The 20131-nt window shown below is 57.4% G+C and carries 15 protein-coding genes; 6 read left to right on the top strand and 9 right to left on the bottom strand.

Translation table 11 applies throughout. The features are described 5' to 3' along the window. Positions 1-256 precede the first annotated feature (256 nt). Both RW023_RS04180 and RW023_RS04175 read left to right on the top strand, forming a co-directional pair. Positions 257-2650 carry a hypothetical protein gene (locus tag RW023_RS04180; protein ID WP_315580017.1) on the top strand — a complete coding sequence of 798 codons (2394 nt, stop codon included), beginning with the start codon at positions 257-259 and terminating at the stop codon, positions 2648-2650. An 8-nt stretch (positions 2651-2658) separates the two neighbouring features. Next, on the top strand, positions 2659-3312 hold the full coding sequence (locus RW023_RS04175; RefSeq protein ID WP_315580016.1) for a toll/interleukin-1 receptor domain-containing protein: 654 nt from the start codon (positions 2659-2661) through the stop codon (positions 3310-3312). 81 nt (positions 3313-3393) lie between these two features. Here RW023_RS04175 and pgi read toward each other — a convergent pair whose 3' ends face one another. The 4 genes from pgi to RW023_RS04155 form a co-directional block, all read right to left on the bottom strand. Next, the gene (pgi, locus tag RW023_RS04170; protein WP_315580015.1) at positions 3394-5067 is read right to left on the bottom strand and encodes a glucose-6-phosphate isomerase; all 1674 of its coding nucleotides are present in this window, start codon (positions 5065-5067) and stop codon (positions 3394-3396) included. A 42-nt stretch (positions 5068-5109) separates the two neighbouring features. Continuing rightward, the gene (locus RW023_RS04165; protein ID WP_315580014.1) at positions 5110-7404 is read right to left on the bottom strand and encodes a 6-phosphofructokinase; all 2295 of its coding nucleotides are present in this window, start codon (positions 7402-7404) and stop codon (positions 5110-5112) included. A gap of 105 nt (positions 7405-7509) precedes the next feature. Further along, on the bottom strand, positions 7510-8850 hold the full coding sequence (locus RW023_RS04160) for a dicarboxylate/amino acid:cation symporter (protein ID WP_315580013.1): 1341 nt from the start codon (positions 8848-8850) through the stop codon (positions 7510-7512). A 105-nt stretch (positions 8851-8955) separates the two neighbouring features. Further along, positions 8956-9246, bottom strand: a complete 291-nt coding sequence (locus tag RW023_RS04155) for a DUF3017 domain-containing protein (RefSeq protein WP_315580012.1) — start codon at positions 9244-9246, stop codon at positions 8956-8958. A 129-nt stretch (positions 9247-9375) separates the two neighbouring features. On the opposite strand from RW023_RS04155, the gene pta reads away from it, so the two are divergent. The 4 genes from pta to RW023_RS04135 all read left to right on the top strand — a co-directional run bounded on the left by pta (position 9376) and on the right by RW023_RS04135 (position 15211). Beyond that, positions 9376-10869, top strand: coding sequence for a phosphate acetyltransferase (gene pta, locus RW023_RS04150; RefSeq protein ID WP_315580011.1), 1494 nt, complete (start codon positions 9376-9378; stop codon positions 10867-10869). Between the two features lie 149 nt (positions 10870-11018). Further along, positions 11019-12212, top strand: coding sequence for an acetate kinase (locus RW023_RS04145; protein ID WP_315580010.1), 1194 nt, complete (start codon positions 11019-11021; stop codon positions 12210-12212). A gap of 99 nt (positions 12213-12311) precedes the next feature. Then, the gene (locus RW023_RS04140) at positions 12312-13046 is read left to right on the top strand and encodes an NAD-dependent protein deacylase (protein WP_315580009.1); all 735 of its coding nucleotides are present in this window, start codon (positions 12312-12314) and stop codon (positions 13044-13046) included. An 83-nt stretch (positions 13047-13129) separates the two neighbouring features. Beyond that, the gene (locus RW023_RS04135; RefSeq protein WP_315580008.1) at positions 13130-15211 is read left to right on the top strand and encodes an NAD(+) synthase; all 2082 of its coding nucleotides are present in this window, start codon (positions 13130-13132) and stop codon (positions 15209-15211) included. Positions 15212-15273: 62 nt separating this feature from the next. Here RW023_RS04135 and RW023_RS04130 read toward each other — a convergent pair whose 3' ends face one another. The 5 genes from RW023_RS04130 to efeU all read right to left on the bottom strand — a co-directional run bounded on the left by RW023_RS04130 (position 15274) and on the right by efeU (position 20005). Then, positions 15274-15648: a cupin domain-containing protein gene (locus tag RW023_RS04130; protein WP_314968581.1), complete on the bottom strand. Its 375-nt coding sequence runs from the start codon at positions 15646-15648 to the stop codon at positions 15274-15276. Beyond that, a complete protein-coding gene (locus RW023_RS04125; protein WP_315580007.1) occupies positions 15635-16486 on the bottom strand; it encodes a class I SAM-dependent methyltransferase in 852 nt (283 codons plus the stop codon). Before RW023_RS04125 ends, RW023_RS04130 begins: the two co-directional genes overlap by 14 nt. 12 nt (positions 16487-16498) lie before the next feature. Next, the gene (efeB, locus tag RW023_RS04120) at positions 16499-17842 is read right to left on the bottom strand and encodes an iron uptake transporter deferrochelatase/peroxidase subunit (protein ID WP_315580006.1); all 1344 of its coding nucleotides are present in this window, start codon (positions 17840-17842) and stop codon (positions 16499-16501) included. Positions 17843-17936: 94 nt separating this feature from the next. Then, positions 17937-19136, bottom strand: a complete 1200-nt coding sequence (gene efeO / locus RW023_RS04115) for an iron uptake system protein EfeO (RefSeq protein ID WP_315580005.1) — start codon at positions 19134-19136, stop codon at positions 17937-17939. After that, entirely contained in the window at positions 19133-20005 is an 873-nt protein-coding gene (gene efeU / locus RW023_RS04110; RefSeq protein WP_315580004.1) for an iron uptake transporter permease EfeU, read from the bottom strand. Before efeU ends, efeO begins: the two co-directional genes overlap by 4 nt. Positions 20006-20131 lie beyond the last annotated feature (126 nt).

The following is a 20131-nucleotide window of genomic DNA, read 5'->3' as shown; positions in this document are numbered from 1 at the left end:
AGTGAGCCGCACCCGATCCCCGAAAGACAGATACCTCTCCCGGCGCAGAGCATGCGCGTACTTTCAGCCAACCCAAAATCACTCAAAGGCGCGTCCGACCGGACACTAGGCGCGCATCATCTACGTCTGCCCATCCGAACGTACTTCAATCACATCTGCCGCAACATGTCAACTAGTGACACAACAACATAAAGCCCCTTGATGACAGCCCATATCAGCTAGTCAACCAAACATCGCACGCCTAGACTGAGACAGTATGACGCACAGCATACCGACCGCTGATTTAGCCCTAGAACTCGCAGCTCCTTCCCCAACGGTGCTCGATATCTACGTCGTCTGGCATCCAAAAGACCAATGCGGTCGAGACGTTTTCGAAAAGTTGATTGACCACTACCATTCGGAGCACTTCTCCGGCCTGGCAGGCAGCGCGATCGAAATCTTTTCCCGTTCCTATCCCCGCAACGCAAACTGCGATGCACCTGCGCCGATCCCTACGCGCTGCGGCACAGTTGACACAACACCAGACGGTGAACAGGCCCCCAATCAAAACTCACCGACCAACACAGCGTCCCCTTACACCGTTATCATTCCGGTCATTGGCCGTCATATGATCAAAGCCTCGCAGGCTGGAGACAGCGCATGGCACGAGTACTTGAAGAGTCTTTGCACGCTGCGCGACACTGCATCTTCAGCAGGCACACCTGGTGTCCTTGTCTTCCCGATTATTGGGGCGAAAGGCCTCGACACTTCCGCTCCACTCATGAAAAGGCTAGCTGGCTGCCAGGGGCCCGTCATCGGCGAAGAAGCCTACGCTGCAGGTGAGGTAATCCGAGGCGTAGGACAGGCGATAATCCAACACCTCTTGTGGCGCCAAGCAGGAATGGAATCTAACTCGTCCAACACCCGTCTACAAATCTTCGTGTCACACGCACAAGCCGATATACCCGAGACAGACCGCACCGGCCTCACCGCGACAGGCGTAACCACGAGAGTCCGAAATCAGATTCACCGGACTCACTTACTGCCATTCTTCGACGTGTACGACCTACAGACGGGCGAGAAGTGGGACGAGGCCATACGCGAGCGCGCCAGGACGAGCGCGCTTCTCATGGTGCGCACGGATCATTACTCCTGTCGCGAGTGGACTCAGTGGGAAGTGTACGAGGCAAAGCGCGCTGGAGTGCCTATCGTGTGTCTCTCCGCGCTCACCGCCGGAGAGACACGCGGCTCATTCCTCCTCGACCACGTCCCGACAATCGCGTGTCCACAGATCCCCAAGGGATGGGCACCACCAGAAGGAACGCAGGAGGATGACCCCGTCGACAAGGCCATCGTCACTGCTCTGAACCGCCTCGTCGATGAGGCTCTCAAATTCGCGTTGTGGCGTTGCCAGGAAATTCCCGCACACGTTAACCTCGCGAAGGCGAGTACTGCACCGTCACCATCCAAGAATCACCCCGGCTTCGATTGCGCACCTCCCACCGCGCCCGAACCTACCGTGCTACTGAAATTTATCCAAGAACACCGGCAGACATACGGCAATGACAAGCACCTGTGGCTGATTCACCCCGACCCACCCCTCCTCGCCGCCGAACAAGACTTCTTAGTCGATCTGTGCGTCCAAGCGGGTTATGAGAAAGGACAGGTGCACCTACTGACCCCCAGGTCTTTCTTTGCTGCGGGCGGAGTCCTTGGCACAGACGAACCCAAGTTGACAATTCCGCTTCTCTCGCAGGATCGTCCGCTGGCCGGAAAGGCCCTAGGGATCTCGATGGCCCTAGCCGACGATCTGACGGCTATCGGCCTGCATCCGACACACCTTGAATGCGCTGTTGCGGAAGTTTCACAAATGATGCTGATCGGCGGGGGCAGCCTCCTGTATGCGGGCGCTCCCGGCACGCACGTCCCTGATCTGACAACGGCGGTCATGGACACAGTGTCCAGCTACACTGCATCAGTCAAAGCCTACGCACGCCTAGCGGGCGATCCTGAACAGGACAATATACACCCCGGGAACATGTTCAGTTTGGCGGTCCCCTACGTCTCCCTGACAAGCAGCGCATCAATCGAGAGACTCTCCCAAGCAGCCAACCACTTCGCCGGGTACGCCTCCATCGTCGTACTTAACAAAGACGGTCGCAAGATCGAGGACTTTGATGACCTTCCGCCGTGGCAGGGCGACCCCAAGGAGACTGCCAATGCCCTGCGCCAAATTAGGCAGGCCCTCCCCCAGTACTGCAACGCGCGCTTGCTGATCGGAGGAAAAACACGGCGTCAGTCAACGGACATTCCAAACGGATACATCGGTGACTTCCCCGGAATCGTCGAAGAGGCGTTGTATACGCTCCGAGAAGATCAGCCGCTGTTCATCGCGGGCGGTTTCGGCGGAGCCGCTGCCCTATTGGCCCGCGAGCTTGGTCTCGGGCGAGATCTTCCTGTCCCAGATGAAGCGCTGGCAGAGATCAACCAGTGTGATTCCTATCGGGAGGCAATCGACGAGATCAAGCAACGATTCGTCCCTGCGCACACCGGTCTGGACAACAACGACCTACAACGCCTCGCAACCACACAGCGCGCTTCTGATCTCGGACCCCTGATTGCGAAGGGACTCGCTTCCTTGTCGGTGAACGCTTCCACCGAGAGCCAATAGGAGATCGCATGCGTGTATTCCTGAGTTATCACGAGGACGAAAAGGGCGATGAGTGCGCCCAAGTGCTACGAGAGGAGCTTGCGATCCTCGGAATCGATGCCACTATGGCCAAACACTCGATCAAGCCGGGCGCAAGTTGGGCGCAGGCGATCCGTGATCACCTTGCAAACAGTTCTGCTCTTGTCTGTATCGCCTCACAGGGATACACAGAGAGTCCATGGTGCCAACAGGAAATCGGCTGGGCAATAGGACGCGGCATACCGGCCCTCTGGGTGCGCTACGACAGTAAGGAGCACTCCGCGGGTTTTCTGATGGACAAGCAGGAACTCATCGTTACCGATCCTTCGAGCCAAGCGGAAATCGCTAGGGAGATAGGTACCTGGCTTGCAACACAGGAGAAGACGCGCGAAGAGGCGAGAGCTACGTTCATCCGCGCTCTCGCCGATTCTAGTACCTACCGACAGACGCGGGATATAGTCTACGTCCTTGCCACGCTCGACTCGCTCACCGACGACGAGTGGCAACAGATCGACGACGCTGCAGCGACAAACCGCCAAGTGCGCGATGCTCACCCCTACTCCGATCGGAACAACGGATTGTCCAATATACCCGTGACGGATTGGCTACGTCGCCAATTGAATAAGTCTGCGAACAACACATAGCCTAGGCGACCCCCGTCTCAATACTGCAGAGACGCGGTGGGGGCCGCGCCCCTCGGCGCGGCTCCCGATGATCAGAAGCGATTACTTCGTGCGATTCGCGCGGTAGAACTCGATGAGCGAACGAGTCGATGAATCCTGTTGGTCCAAGACCGTCTGGTCACCCTCGATTGCGGGGAGAATCTGCTTGGCGAGCACCTTTCCAAGTTCCACGCCCCACTGGTCGAAGGAGTCAAGACCCCACACAGCGCCTTCAACGAAAGTGATGTGCTCGTAGAGGGCGATGAGCTGGCCGAGGACAGCAGGAGTCAGCGCGGGCGCCATAATCGAAGTCGTGGGACGGTTGCCCGTGAAGACACGGGCTGAAACCAGTTCTTCTGCAGTGCCTTCAGCGCGAACCTCTTCTGCGGTCTTACCGAAAGCAAGAGCCTTGGTCTGTGCGAAGAAGTTCGACAAGAACAGCTCGTGCATATCCGCATCAGCGTCGCGAATCGGCCACGAAGGCTGTGCGAAGGCGATGAAGTCTGCCGGAACCATACGGGTTCCCTGGTGAATCAGCTGGTAGAAGGCATGCTGACCGTTGGTGCCAGGTTCTCCCCAGAAAACCTCACCGGTGTCGTAGAAGACCGGAGAGCCATCGCGGCGAACGGACTTACCGTTGGACTCCATGGTGAGCTGCTGCAGGTATGCGGGGAAACGGTGCAGGTACTGCGAGTACGGAAGCACTGCATGCGTGTCCGCACCCAAGAAGTTCGAGTACCAGACATTGAGCAAGCCCATGATGAGCGGGACATTATCCTCGGGCGCTGCCGAGGCGAAGTGCTGGTCGATTGCGCGCATTCCTCCAAGGAATTCCTCGAAGCGCTCAGGACCGATTGCGATCGCCAGTGAGGTCCCAATTGCGGAATCTACCGAGTAACGGCCGCCAACCCAATTCCAAAAACCGAAGGCATTTGCCGGATCGATACCGAACTCTGCGACCTTGTCCAGTGCCGTCGAGACAGCGACAAAGTGCTTGGAGATTGCATCCTTCTCTTGCTCGGGATCATTGTTAATGATTCCCTTGGAACGCAGGGAGCTCAGGAACCAATCGCGAACCGCATGGGCGTTGGTGATGGTCTCCAAAGTCGTGAAGGTCTTCGAAGCGACGATCACCAGAGTGGTTTCGGGGTCGAGATCCTTGGTGGTCTCTCCCACGTCGGTCGGGTCAATATTGGAAATGAAGCGGCATTCCAAGCCCTCTTGGACGTAGGGCTTCAAGGCTTCGTATGCCATGACGGGTCCAAGATCCGAGCCGCCAATACCTACGTTGACAACGGTTGCGACGCGCTTTCCAGTGACACCAACCCATTCACCCGAGCGGACGCGGTTTGCGAAGGAATAGACACGATCGAGAACCTCACGGACATCTGCAACGACGTCGCGTCCATCAACGATCAATTCCTCACCGGGGGCGCGACGCAGCGCGGTGTGGAGGACCGAACGGTTCTCAGTCACGTTGATGCGGTCACCACGAAGCATGGCATCACGAAGGGGAAAGACCTCGGTCTGATCTGCTAGTTCAAGAAGCTGATTCAGAGTCTCTTCGTCAATCAGGTTCTTTGACAGATCAATGTACAAGTCCCCGACTTTCTTCGTCCACTTCTGGGCGCGCTCTGGGTCTTCCTGGAACCAGCTACGCAGATCAGGGTTGAACACTTCTGCATGCTCATCCAGTGCTGCCCAAGCGGGGGTTGTCGTCGGGTCAATTGCGCTCATCGTGCTTTCTCCTGATGATCGACGGTCACGGGAATTTCCCGCTTAGTTATTAAAGCTCTCTGCTTGCATGATAGTCACCGGCTCAAGTTCCCGCGGCTGGGACTGCATGGACACTGCGGTAAGAATCGGGCGGAGATCGCGCCACCACTGATCGAAGGGACGACGATTCGCCATATCCAAATCATCGAACATTCGGTCTACCGGACGGACCTGGATTGTATTCCCCACGTCGCCGATGTAGACAGCCTGCGAACGTCCCTGCGAGAACTGGCTGTCCAATTCACCTAGAGCGGCAAAGACTAGGCGAGTGGCAAGAAGACGGTCATAAGGACTGGGAGCACCGCCCTGCTGGAGGTGTCCAAGCGCAGAGGATCGGACGTCGTAAAGCCCGCCACTCTCAGCCTCGAAAACGTTCGCAAGGAACTCGCGGTTGTAATGCACGTCCGCTTCTTCGTTGACAACAACAAGGAATAGACGGCGACCGGCCTCGAAAGTTTCACGCAGGCGGTGCGCATCCTCATCAATCTCTGCCAGGGTCGTGTTTTCCTCATTCAAATAGGCGTATTCGGCGCCCGAGGCGATTCCTGACATGAGCGTGAGGTAGCCGCAGCGGCGTCCCATGAGTTCTGCGACGAAGCAGCGCTTGGAGGCGGCGGCACTTTCCTTAATACGGTCCAAAGCCCACACCGCATTATTCAGCGCGGTATCAGTGCCAATCGCCAGTTCAGCGCCAGGAAGGTTATTGTCGATCGAGGCCGGCACCAGAACGATGGGAATACGGAAAGCTGGGTACCGATCGAGCTCCGAGGTCATTTCCTTGACGGCCAGGTATGCATTCAGACCACCGACCACCAAGAGTGCGTCAATTTCATTACGTTCGATCGCGCGTCCCAAGGCGTAGTACTCGTTCACTGAGGGAATGGGGCGGCGCGTCCCAAGTTCAGCACCACCGTGGAATGCCCATCCTTCAACGTCATCCCACGTCAGCTCGCGAACCTGATTATCAGCAAGTCCTGCCCAAGAACCATCGATTCCAAGCATGGTCCAGCCCTTAGCGATACCGAGCCTGACGGCAGCGCGCGCCGCGGTGTTCATGCCCGGCGCAAGGCCCCCGGCGTGCAGAATGGCGACACGCTTGCCACTTTCCTTCGGGGGATTGTCCGCAAGATGAGGAGGCGTCGCCAGAAGCTGGTTGATTCCCACCATCACGGTGAAAGAACGTCCACGAGCAGCCTGCGCCGCCTGGAAATCCCCGGCCTTGATGAGGTCTTTTACGCCGCGAGTTTCATGAACCGCTTCCATGAGAGGAATACGGGTTACGCGGTTGTGCCGCACGCCCAGAATCGAGGCGACATCCGGATCTGCGGGGTTAAGGATTTCTTGAACTGCGGCGTAGCCAAGCAAGGTCGACATCCAGCGGTCATAGGCAGAGGGGGTACCGCCTCGTTGGACGTGGCCCAAAATGGTGATTCGCGCGTCTTCGCCGGTACGTTCCTTAAACGCATCGGCAATGTCTTGGGAAGTAATAGGGTTTCCCGCGCGATCCATTGCTCCTTCAGCGACGATGATGATCGATTCGCGTCGCCCTGCTGCGCGCCCTTCCTTGAGCAGATTGACCATCTCGTCTTCCCAGCCGTCGTGAGCCGGGTCTTCAGGAGTGAAGACATAGTCTGCGCCGCCTGCAACCGCAGACATTAAGGGAAGGTAACCGCAGTGACGTCCCATGACCTCGACAATGAACGTGCGCTGGTGCGAGGCCGCAGTTGAAGAAATCTGGTCGATTGCGTCGACGATTCGGTGCAGTGCAGTGTCCGCGCCGATCGTCATGTCGGTGCCGACCATATCGTTGTCGATGGAACCAACCAGCCCGACGATGTAGAGGCGTTCGTGGGCTTTCGCCTGTTCGGCACTGATCTGGCCTTCATCGACCAGCTCGCTGAGATGTTGGGCCCACTCGGTACGGAATTCTTCCGTACCTGACAGCGAACCATCACCTCCGATGACGACCAAGCGGTCGATTCCCTTTTCAATCAGGTGCAAGGCTGCCGCGTGACGGCCTTCGTATTCACGAAATTCGGGGCAACGAGCGGTTCCGATGACGGTCCCGCCTTCTGCGAGAATTCCCGAGGCGTCCGACCAGCTCATTTCGCGAATGGAAGCTCCGCCTTTAACTGCTCCCGCCCAGCCGTCGAGGATCGCGTAGGGCTGAGCGCCACGTGCCAGCGCAGTGCGGACAACCGCACGAACCGCAGCGTTCATTCCTTGGGCGTCGCCACCGGAGGTGAGGACACCGATCTTTATCGGTTCTGACGTGCTATCGAAGGCAACTTGCTCCACGAGTCATGCTCCATTCCCACAATGATCAACAGCGAACGGCGTGCATTAAGTCTATTGCTTAACGCACGCCGTTGCATCTACCTTAAATTCGAGGTGAAAAATTGTTCAGGAACGACCAGTCTCGGCAATGGTCGTACCGTTCAGGGCAGCAGACTCTGCGAGTTCTTCCGGAGTCACAACACCCTCGACTGAAACCTTGTGGAGGTATGCCATTCCGTCAAAGGCAAGTTCACGAGTGTGCTCAGAATCGGCCTCGGGCCCCAGCTTTCCGCCTGTCAGACGGTCCATGATGATCGCGATAGCACCATCTCCCGTCACGTTCGTTGCGGTACCGAAGGAGTCAAGAGCAATGTAAGTGGCAATCATCAGGGCAACTGCAGAATCATCGAAGCCCAGCATCGACTGCAAAATGCCGGTAGCAGCCATAATTGCACCGCCGGGGACGCCCGGAGCAGCCACCATGGTAATGCCGAGCATGAAGATAAATCCGACCCACTGCGCGGTGGTGACCGTCATGCCCTGGGTATAGACGATCGCAAAGGCGAAAGCGAAAATCTTCGAGGTCGAACCTGCCAAGTGAATCGTCGCGCACAGAGGAATCGTGAAAGAGGAAACGGCATCGGACACGCCATTCTTACGGGTCTGTCGCAAGGTGACAGGAATCGTCGCTGCGGAGGAGGAAGTACCCAGAGCCGTGAGATATGCGGGCAGCATGGTGAAGAGAGCCTTGAAGGGGTTGACGCGGCCAATCGCACCGGCAACAAAGTATTGCGTGAGCAGAATGACTACTTCCAGAACCAGAACAATGACAACCACGCGGATCAGAGTTCGCATGATGTGAACCGCTTCGCCGGTGTAGGTAAGATTCAAGAAGATACCGAAGATATGCAGGGGCAGAAGAGGAACAATGATGTTCTCGATCAGTCGGGTGATGATCGCACGGAACTCAATAAAGCCCTTACGTAGAACACCCCGAGGCACCAACGACAAGCCAATTCCAACGACGAAGGACAGCAAGAGCGCGGTCATCACTCCTACGACCGGAGGCATTTCGATGGTGAAGTAGGTCTTGAGAACTTCCTTCGGAGTTTCGACCTGAGTCAGCTGTCCGACAAGAATCTTCGGGAAGAAGTACGCACACACTCCATAGGTCAGGAAGCCCGCAAACATGGTCGAGGCATAGGCGAGAGCCGCAGTCAGACCCAACCAGTGGCCTGCACCCTTACCCAGGTCTGCGATTGCCGGGGTGACAAGACCGATGATGATGAGCGGAATTGAGAAGGACAGGAACTGCCCAAAAATAGTAGAGAAAGTGACGAAAACATCGCCCAGTGCCGACGGCATAATGTGGGAATCGCCAATGGTGACAGATCCCAGAACTAATGCCAGAACGATCGCTACCAGCACCCAGATCAGGATGCCGCTCTGTTCAAGAAACTTTCTCATTGCTCAAACCTCGTATAAAGAAGTACGGACTTGGCAAGAGTGACAGCTTTCGCCTAAGAAGTCACCATCGGCCACATTATGGACACTTTGTCTACCGGGTCACATTCAGCCGAGCCCCAGGGTTGCGGTGTAGGGCGAGAAGTACCAAATGACAGCTCCGAGCAAGACATACAATCCAACGTCCGCCCATCGCCGCCTTGAAGCGAACCAGGGACGTCCTGGCCACACTGCACGCATCAGCGCCATGATGAACATCGTCACAACCAGGACCAGAACAGCTTTATGCGGGTGATTAAAGACAGCAAGAAGAGTAATCAGCACGCACGCAAGGACAACAAAGGCAACGCTCGCTAAGGTAGCGACTCCACCTGTTGATCCCGAGGACTGATCTTCCATGCCTTCAGGGTATCGCGAAAGCAGACATAAGCGCGACGCACTCAAACGAGCGGACTACGATAGACCCCGTCGGCTCACTTGATTGTTAACCAATCCAGCCAAAATACATACCGATATAAAGGAGTAGACGTGAGCACCCGTTTTATCGTCATTGCCGCCCAGGCAGAAGCCGCCTCACAGGTCAGTGACGACTTCGCAGCGCTTGTCCCCGCCTCAACGCTGGCACGGGTGAGCGCCGCCGGCACCTCCACTACCGAGGCCATCACCTTCGACCCCGAGCAAGCCCTTCCACGCGTTGTAGAAGATATCCGCAGCCACGCAGAGGATATTGTCCTGATCGATGCACTCCCCGAAGGCTCCGTCTCAACTTTCGACACCTTGGGGTGGAACCTCGACGTGGCAGCATCAACCAACGCTCGCGTCATCGCAGCTTTCGATACCGAAGGCGCCTCCCCTGAACTCATTGAACGTGAAATCGAGGTTCTTGAGCGTCGCGCACGTCAGCACGCAACTCGCGTCGCAGCAGTTGCTCTTCCCTCGGCAGTCGCCTCGCACATTAAGACTCAACTTCCCGTTCTCGAACTGCCTTTCAACGCACAAACTCTGGAAGCGGCCTCGGCACTGGAAGCTCCCCAGGTTGTTACTCCTCTTTCCTTCCAGGCAGACCTCATCGAGCGAGCCCGCTCCAACCGCAAGCGCATCGTCTTGCCCGAACCCGAAGATGATCGCGTCCTGCGCGCAGCAGCCATTGTTCTTGAACGCGGAATTGCCGATCTCGTATTGCTCGGCGATGCTCAGCAAATTAACGCACGAGCAGCGGAGCTTGGCCTGGATGTTTCGGCAGCTACCGTCGTTTCCGTCGATGACCCCGCATATGCAGAGCGCTACGCGGAAGAATTCGCACGCCTGCGCGCCAAGAAGGGCGTGACCCTTGAGCAAGCTCGCGATAAGGTTCGCGACGTCTCCTACTTCGGCACGATGATGGTCCACATGGGCGACGCCGACGGCATGGTGTCGGGCGCCATCCACACCACCGCTCACACCATCGTTCCTTCCTTCCAGATCATCAAGACCGCTCCCGGCGTCTCAATCGTTTCTTCGGTCTTCCTTATGCTGCTGAAGGATCGCGTGTGGGTATTCGGCGACTGCGCCGTCAACCCCAACCCGACCCCCGAGCAGCTGGCGGATATCGCGATTTCCTCGGCCGCGACCGCGCGCCAGTTCGGCCTCGATCCGAAGGTTGCAATGCTCTCCTACTCGACCGGCACCTCTGGCTCCGGCGTGGACGTGGATGCGGTTGCCGAGGCCACTCGCTTGGCGCACGAAAAGGCTCCCGAGCTGGCCCTTGAGGGACCGATCCAATTCGACGCTTCCGTTGACGAGGCCGTCGCCTCGGTCAAGCTGCCTGACTCCCCCATCGCCGGCCACGAGAACGTCTTTGTCTTCCCCTCGCTCAACGCTGGAAATATTGCCTACAAGGCTGTTCAGCGTTCTTCCGATGCTGTTGCGATTGGCCCGGTTCTGCAGGGACTCAACAAGCCTGTGAATGACCTCTCACGCGGCGCACTGGTTGAAGACATTGTCAATACCGTCGCCCTGACTGCCGTTCAGGCACAGGGCTAACAGATCTCGAGGGTGTGGGGACAATCCCACACCCTCGAATTCCGTCTCCATCACTACCACGCGTAAACTGCACTCATCAGACCACTCATCCATGCGTTTCATTGCGCCGCGCACCGCGGCATCGCAGGTGATTCTTAGAAAGGCACGTCGTGACCGACACCGTTCTTGTTATTAACTCTGGTTCTTCCTCAATCAAGTATCAGCTCATCAACCCCGAGAACGGCGATGCGATCGCCAAGGGCTTGGTTGAGCGCATCGGTGAATCCGAGGGCCACATCCAGCACAAGTACGGCGAGAAGGTCGTCGATGTGAACGAGCCCATTGCCGATCACGAAGTTGGTATGCGCGAAGTTCTGCGCCTCTTCGATGAGGTTGGCCCCTCTCTTGCCGAGGCCAACATCGTGGCTGTTGGCCACCGCATCGTTCAGGGCGGTAAGTACTTCGACGGACCGGCTCTGATCACCGACGAAGTTCGTGACCTGATTGATGATCTGTGCGCACTGGCTCCCCTGCACAACCCCGCACACCTCAAGGGAATCGATGTTGCGCGCGAGCTCATGCCCGACACTCCTCACGTCGCCGTTTTCGACACCGCTTTCTTCCAGCGCTTGCCTGAGGACACCGCAACCTACGCGTTGAACCAGGAAGTTGCCGAAAAGTACTCAGTCCGTCGTTACGGCGCTCACGGAACTTCCCACCAGTACGTTTCCGAAAAGGTCGCTTCCCTGCTGGGCGATAACGCTCTGCGCCAGATCGTCCTTCACCTGGGCAATGGTGCATCCGTCTCCGCCGTTAAGGCTGGCCGCCCCATTGATACCTCCATGGGCCTGACTCCTCTCGAGGGATTGGTCATGGGAACCCGCACCGGCGACATCGACCCCGCCGTTGTTTTCCACTTGCAGCGTCAGACCGGCTGGAGCGCCGACGAGGTCGATGACCTCTTCAACAAGCAGTCGGGCTTGAAGGGCTTGACCGGCGAAAACGACATGCGCGCTGTTCGCCACATGGCCGATTCCGAGGATCCCGAGGTTGCACGCCGCGCACGTCTGGCCCTGGACATCTATGTCACCCGCATCATCAAGTACATCGGTTCTTACACTGCGGAGCTCGGTGGCCTTGATGTCATTACCTTCACCGCTGGCATTGGTGAAAACGATGCTGATCTGCGCCGCGAGGTTTGCGAGCGTCTGCTCCCCTTCGGTGTGCGCATCGATGACGAGGCGAACAACCAGCGTTTCTCTGCTCCCACAACCATTTCGACCGATGATTCCTCAATTACCGTCATGGTTGTTCCCACGAACGAAGAACTCGCGATCGCACGTCAGGCTCTCACGCTGATCTGAGTCTAGACGCGACTTTTCATCACAATACGAGGCCGGGGCTGCAATGCGCACCCCGGCCTCGGCGTATTCTAAATAGGTTCCATCGCCTAAGGAGCCACAATGACCAGTGATATCTCAACCCTTGCGAATTGGATTCGCACCTCTGCTTCGACAGTATTTTTCGGCGGCGCTGGTGTCTCCACGGAGTCAGGTATTCCCGATTTCCGAGGCGCAAACGGTTTCTATTTCCAAGAGCGCACAATCCCTCTGGAGCAAGTCCTCAGTATCGATTTCTTTTCACTCCATCCCGAGGCCTATTGGGAGTGGTTCCGCGAGGTGCACAAGCCGGTCGAACCCAACGGCGCCCATCGCGCACTTGCCACGCTCGAGTCGGATGGTCTTCTCGAATGCGTCATCACTCAAAACATCGATGGCCTTCACCAACGGGCGGGCTCACGCACAGTCTGGGAGCTTCACGGAAATTGGGAGCACCTTCTGTGCACCGCTTGCGGGGCCGGCTATCCCCTTTCCTCTATTCCCGAGGCCTTTGAAGAGTTAGTCCCAACCTGTCCGCGCTGCCACGGACGACTCCGTCCCGATATCGTCATGTATGGAGAGGCATTGGACGAGGAAGTCATCAGCGGAGCCGTTCAGGCAATTGCGCACGCCGATCTATTGATCGTTGCTGGAACATCTCTGGTCGTCTATCCCGCCGCCGGACTGCTCAACTATTTCTCAGGCTCACACCTGGTCTTGATGAACGCAACGCCAACGAACGCCGATGCTGACGCCGACCTCATCATCCGTGATCCCGTTGCTCAGTCTTTTGAAAGCGTCATGGGCGAACTGAGCTAGACACACCTACGCAGGTACGGCCTCGGGAAGGCGCAAGGCGCCCAAGTAGGCGACAATAGCCCTAGCGACTCAGGAGGAGAGCCATGAACTTCCATTCCCTTTATGACCAGGGCTTTACGCGCGTGGCGGCAGTGACGCTCCCCGTTCATCCCGCACAGCCACTGGCCAATGCTGAAGAAATCATCGCAGCGGCGCACACCTGCGACGAACGCGGTGTATCGATCGCGCTCTTCCCTGAGTTGTGCGTTTCTGGCTACGCCATCGATGATCTGCTCCTTCAAGACGTTCTTCTTGACGAGGTCGAGCGCGCGCTCACTGCAATCATCACTGCCAGCGCGGATCTTCTCCCTCTGATCGTTGTGGGCGCACCACTGCGCAAGGGAGCAGCCCTCTACAATTGCGCGATTGCAATTCACCGAGGCCGCGCACTTGCAGTCATCCCGAAGTCCTATCTTCCGAACTACCGCGAGTTCTACGAAAAGCGCCATTTCGTGACTCCACCGAGCTTTGACAACGATCTCCTTCAGGCTCCATGGGCACCAACAGAGCCCTACACGGGTGACGCTCCCCTGCTGCCTTTCGGCTCCGTGACGATCGATGTCACTGATATCCCCGGGCTGTGTGTGGGAATTGAGGTCTGCGAAGACATGTGGGTTCCCGTCACTCCCGCTTCACTCCTTGCACTCTCAGGCGCAACCGTACTGCTCAACCTCAGTGCCTCCCCCATTACCGTCGGACGAGGCGATGAACGCAAGCTCCTGGCACAGTCAACTTCCGCGCGCTGTGCTTGTGCCTACGTCTACACCGCCGCCGGCCCGGGTGAGTCAACGACCGACCTTGCTTGGGATGGGCAGACCCTGATCTACGAGGCCGGTCAGCTTCTTGCCGCCGGTCAGCGTTTCGCCTCGGGAACCCAGATCACCATCGCCGACGTGGATGTCGAGCATCTGCGCACCGAACGTACGCGCCAGAATTCTTTTACCGACAATGCTCAAAAGATGCTCGAGGGCCTGTCCATCCCACGCCCTTACAGCATTGCCATTGAGATGAACCCGCCGCGAACGGATCTGGGGCTCGAACGCGAGGTCGATCGCTTCCCCTTCGTTCCCGATGATCCAAGCCAGTTGGAACAGGACTGCTACGAGGCCTACAACATTCAGGTCGCGGGACTCGCGAAGCGCCTGAGCGCAATCGGACAGCCCAAGGTCGTCATTGGGGTTTCTGGTGGTTTGGATTCAACGCACGCACTGATCGTTGCGGCTCGTGCGATGGATCTCTTGGGGCGCCCGCGCACAGATATTCTGGGCTACACGCTTCCCGGCTTTGCAACCTCCGCGCGCACGAAGACCAATGCGATTGCACTGTGCGAGAGGCTCGGAGTGTCCTTCAAGGAAATCGATATCACCCCCGCTGCCCGGCAGATGTTGGCCGATATCGATCACCCCTACGCGGATGGGCACGACGACTACGACGTCACTTTTGAGAACGTTCAGGCGGGACTGCGCACGGACTATCTTTTCCGCCTCGCAAACCACCTGGGCGGTATCGTCTTGGGTACTGGCGATCTGTCGGAGCTCGCGCTGGGTTGGTGCACCTATGGTGTGGGCGACCAGATGAGTCACTACGCCGTCAATACCGGCGTCCCCAAGACGATGATCCAGCACTTGATCCGCTGGGTGGTGTCTTCTGGCCAGTTCTCCCCCGAAGTTGGCGAGATCTTGCTATCAATTCTCGGAACCGAAATTTCTCCAGAGTTGGTTCCCGCAAAGCCCGGACAAAAGATGCAGTCCACGCAGGACAAGATCGGCCCCTACAACCTTCAAGACTTCAACCTGTACTACGTGCTGCGACGCGGAGCTCGTCCGTCGAAGATTGCATTCTTGGCAGAGCACGCATGGTCGGACGCCTCTCGCGGGGACTGGCCAGCTGGCTACCCCGAAGAGGACAAGGTTTCGTATTCCTTAGACGAGATCGTGAAGTGGGAGCGTCTGTTTATCCGTCGTTATTTCACCCAGCAGTTCAAGCGCAGCGCGCTCCCCAATGGCCCCAAAGTCATGGCCGGCGGGTCCCTTTCTCCGCGCGGAGACTGGCGTATGCCTTCGGATGTATCTGCCGAGGCCTGGCTGCGTGAGTTGGACAGCGCCGTCAGTGCCCTCGTCGACTGAACCTCTCATACGAAAGGGGCTGGGTTACTCACAAACCCAGCCCCGATCAACATTTTCTCGCTTTACTTCTTCGGTGCACGCTCGCGCGAGTCGAGCATGAAAAGAGCCAACTTCGAGGGCTCCAATGCACGCACTGCATGCGGAAGGCGCGTTCCGAAGTGGATAACATCTCCCGGACGCAGAATCACTGTACGGCCATCAGCGACGATTTCCAGAGCACCCTCGAGGGTCTGAAGAATCACGGGCATTGCCGCGGTGTGCTCACTGAGAATCTCGTCCTTATCGAAGGAGAAGAGCACCAGACGCATCCCTTCACAGTGCATGACGGTGCGCGAAACCGTGGCCTGTTCGTTGATCTGGATCATCGAGGCGATGTCTTGAACATCAGTCATGATCGGCACGGGGACCTCAAGATTTGTGTCGTCACTGAGCGTCATTGGTGTTTCCTTCCAGTGGCTTACGAGCCACGATTGTCACCCCGCACATCCACTGTTGATATGTGCGGAAAGTCTTCCTCATTCCTAGCACACGGGCACGTAGCTCTCGATCTGAAAGAACATTTCGAATGATTCGCAGCGTCTGTGCAAAGCCTTCGTCTCGGACATTGCGCGAGAAATCGAGTAGAGCCATCGGCGCGGTTTGAATCGTTTCAACAACGAGGCCGCACTCTTCCAGTAGTTCCGCCCACTGCTCGCAGGTCAGCGGGCGCGCGTTCACGTGAATAGCTCGCGCAAGGTCTTGACGAATCCGAGTGTGCAATTCTTCGTCGATATCATCAGGTTGAACAGCAAGCTCATGGATCGCATAGCGTCCTCCCGGTGCCAGCAGCCGCACGGCCTCGGAAATGATCGCGCGTTTAGCTTTCTCTCCCTGCATGGTGAGCATGGCCTCGCCCACGACTACGTCGGCGCTTCCCGCGTCCAAGCCGGTCGCGGCAGCGTCAGCATTCACAACCGTCCCACGCACACCAACCAGCTCGGCGACCTGCTGTGCAGCGGCCGGGTCTTTTTCGATCCCCGTGTACGAGGCCGGTCGCGCAGCCAGAATTTCCGTTGCAGTGCGTCCAAGTCCGGGGGCGAACTCAACGACGCGTGCACCGGTCAAGCGTGCATTGGACAGCATCTGAAGGGTCAGTTCCAAGCCTCCGGGACGCAGAACGCGCTTGCCAACGCGGGCGAGAACCCAGTGTCCGGGAGCGTTCGAGGCCGGACGTTGCGAAATGGGAAGGGACTCGCTTAGGTTTGCGTGTTCGCCCGTCTGATTCGATTCAGTCATCACATTTCCCCTTTACTCGAAGAGCTTCTGTCCCACGTAGGTGTCAGTTTCTTTGATACCCGGGAGCATGAGGTATACACCCGATGCTAGGTGCTGAAGGTATTCAGTCAGCTGATCACTCTTCATCTTGGAAAGTACAGGGATGAAGCCTTCAGCGGGGTTACGAACGTAGGCGACGAAGAACAGACCCGCATCCAAGCGCCCCAGGTAGTCCACACCTTCAAGGTAGTTATATCCGCGGCGCAGCATGCGCCGTCCCGAGTTGTTGGTCGGATTCATCATGGCGACATGTGAATCGGGAGCGATTGCCAGACCTGAAGATCCAACGGTGGGGTTGCCCTCTTGTCCTTCCTTCGCGAAATCAGGATTGGTGAATTCTTCGCCGCCTGACAGAGGCGCTCCGTGGATCTTATCGCGCCCGATGATCTGTTCCTGTTCAGCCAGGACCAGTTCGTCCCAGACCTCCATCATCATCTTGATTTTACGAACGCACATGTAGGAGCCGCCAGCAGCCCACGAGCCCTGATCGTCACCGGATTGAATCCACAGGTGCTTATCGAGTTCCGACTGGGAGTCCTCAGCCTTGATGTTGGATGTCCCATCCTTGAAGCCAAAAAGATTACGAGGCGTTTCCTGAGACTTTGAGGTCGAGGAGGTCCGTCCATAGCCCAGTTGGGTCCAACGCATGGTGGCTCGGCCAAAAGCGATGCGCGTGAGGTTATGAAGAGCATGAAGATTGACCATCGGGTCTTCAGAACAGGCCTGAATGATGAGATCTCCCCCGCCGCGCTTGGGGTCGAGCTTCTCGGCAGCCATGGGGGGAATACCATCGCGAAGGGCAACGGGCAGCTTATCCGCTAAACCAAATCGATCGCGCCCCTCGTCATCGATGAACAGTGTCTTCCCCACTCCGAAGGTGATGGTCAGGCCTGCGGGGCCCAAGCCCATGGCCTCGCCGGTATCGGCAGGGGCCGCGTTCAGGGATGTCGTGTACTCCTTCACGAGTTCGCCGCGGGTCATACGCTCCGCTGCCAAAGTCCAGTCTTGGAGAAGTTCAATGAGCGTGTCGCGGTTCGTGGTCGTTAAGTCAAATGCCGCGGTGTGCATCTGCTGCTGCGCCGGAGTAATAATTCCTTGCTGATGTTCACCGCGAAACTCGTAGCTCTTTTTCATGACATCGGCATCGATGCCATCACCCGCGTGACGTCCTAATGCAAATCCACCGGCGCCCCCCAACCCAAGAGTAAGTGCGCCAAGCCCGGCTAATCCTAAAAATTGACGACGCGAGAGTCCTTCCCTGGTGCCCTCGTGGTCGGCATTGCCATTGTTTTCAGCTGTTTCGTGATGCTGAGTCATGACTGGGTCCTTAAATGACAGATGGATTTTGATGATGCGGTTGGGCGTGGCACCCCTCCGAAGTGCGCCACGCCCAACTCGCTGTGTTCAGTAATTACTGAACGATTGCTGCGGTCAGCTGAGCCAAGGGAAGGCGCAGCGCATTGACCTTGTCGGAAAGCGCCTTACGGCCAGCTTCATCAATGCTGTCGTAAGAGACGTAACCGTCGCCGTCCTTGTACTTATCGAGCTCGCGCTGAAGCTCGGTGAAGGCATCGGAAATCTTTCCTGCAAGCTTGGCATCCTTGGCCTTCGCGATATCTTCAACCTCGCCGTAGGCAACCTTCGCGCCCTCGACGTTTGCGACGAAGTCATACAGATCAGTGTGAGAGAAGGCTTCTTCTTCACCGGTGATCTTCGTGGTGGCAACCTCTTCAAGCAGCGAGATCGCACCGTTGGAAATATCTGACAGAGTGATCTTGAAGTCGTCGGAGTAGACCAGATCGTAGAGCTTTTGAGTGTCCTCAACCAGCTTGTCAGCCATTGCTGTGCGCTGTTCCTCGCTCAGCCCCTGGTAGCCATCGGGACGCCACAGGTCCTTTTCGATGGCGTGCCAGCCTGTCCATTCACCGTCCGCACCTTCTTCCTGCCAGTCAGCTTCGCGCTGGTCCAGTGCGGGATCGATGTCGCCGAAGGCCTCGGCAGTGGGTTCGATGCGCTCGTAGTACATGCGCGTGGGAGCGTAGGCCTTGCGCGCGGCCTCAAAATCGCCCTTCTTGTAGAGCTCGGCGAAGGACTTGGTCTCTTCGAGCAGTTGTCCGGATTGATCGCGAACGTATGCGGTGTAGTTCGTGACGGCAGCATCGATCTGCGCCTGCTCATCCGAGCTGACCTCGACGGCCTTGCCCGAGTCGGTCACGGTGAACTCAGCGGCGCCGACCAACGCGCCAACCATATTCTTCTTGCAGGCAGTGAAGTACTTACCGGGCTGCAGAGTGACTGTGTAGTCAACTGAGGTTCCGGGACCCAGGTTTTCGCGCTCTCCGACAATGCGAAGCTTGTCTTCAGCAAGGATTTCAAATTCGTTCCGGACGGTTCCATTGTTGGTCAGCTTGAAGGTGACAACGCCTGAGGGAACGCTCGCTGCGGAAACCTTACACGTGTCATCGGTGATGGTGACGGTCAGGGGTGCATCGCTTGCGCCAGCGCTTCCCGAGGCCGAGGTGCTCGAGGAGTTATTGGCGACGCAGGCGCTCAAACCCAGTGCAGAAACAGCCGCAACTCCAATGACGAGGCGTGTGCGGGAGGTTTTCATTGTTCTCCTTTAAGGGTGGGGTGTTTGGCGCCGACCATCCCGGAACGGACCAGGAAGAGCGGCAGAATGATGACGATGTAGAGCACCCAGCCGATAAGCTGCAGGTGGGTGGGTGCGGCATTGACGTTGAACATTGCTTCCAGAAGCGTCCACCACCACGAGGAGGTGGTCAGCCACGAGTGGACCGAGCCATCAAGGTATGCGGTGATGTCATAGATGGGGGTTCCCCATCCCGGAATCACCGAGGCTTCCTGAAGGTCGCCGATACCGTAGGAAACGATTCCTGCTGCGACGAAAATCAGGAGCAGACCGGTGATATTGAAGAAAATAGAGAGGTTGATGCGAGCGGCTCCGGTGTAGATCAGCCAGCCGATCACAACGGCGACGAGCAAACCAGTGACCACTCCGAGCGCGGGGGCTGCGATCGAGTTTTCTGCCGAGGATTTGATTGTTGCCCACACGAAGAGCGCGGTTTCGATTCCTTCTCGCGCCACGGCAATGAAAGCGATCCAGACGACTCCCCAATCAGAGCCTGAGGCCAGCTGTGCGGCAGTGTCTTCGCAAAGTTTGCGCGCAAATTGGCGAGAGTTTGAACTCATCCACAAGATCATCCACGTCACCATGGCAACCGCGACCAATGAGAGCGTTCCACCAAGGATTTCCTGCGCCTGGAATGACAGCGTGTAGGGTCCCCAGGTCATGATTGCGCCGAGACTCAGGGGAAGGGCTGCCGCGATGACAACTCCCAGCCACACTTTGGGAAGGAGGTTTTTTCTTCCGACCTTGACCAAGTATGCTGCGACCACTCCAACGATGAGGGCCGCTTCAACTCCCTCTCTCAGGGCAATCAAGAAGTTCGCGAGGAACATTCATCTCCCAACCGAATGATTTACGATAACCACTCATAACCTAATTAACTGAACTTAGGATAACCTGTGTTACCTAAGCACGTCCCCTTTACGTTGTCTTTCTCACGCTGAGATCACGAAAGGCGG

The sequence above is a fragment of the uncultured Actinomyces sp. genome, from assembly GCF_963542285.1.
Classification (GTDB): Bacteria; Actinomycetota; Actinomycetes; order Actinomycetales; family Actinomycetaceae; genus Pauljensenia.
Note: the sequence above shows the minus strand (reverse complement) of the source record. Positions and strands in the feature narration are given on the sequence as shown.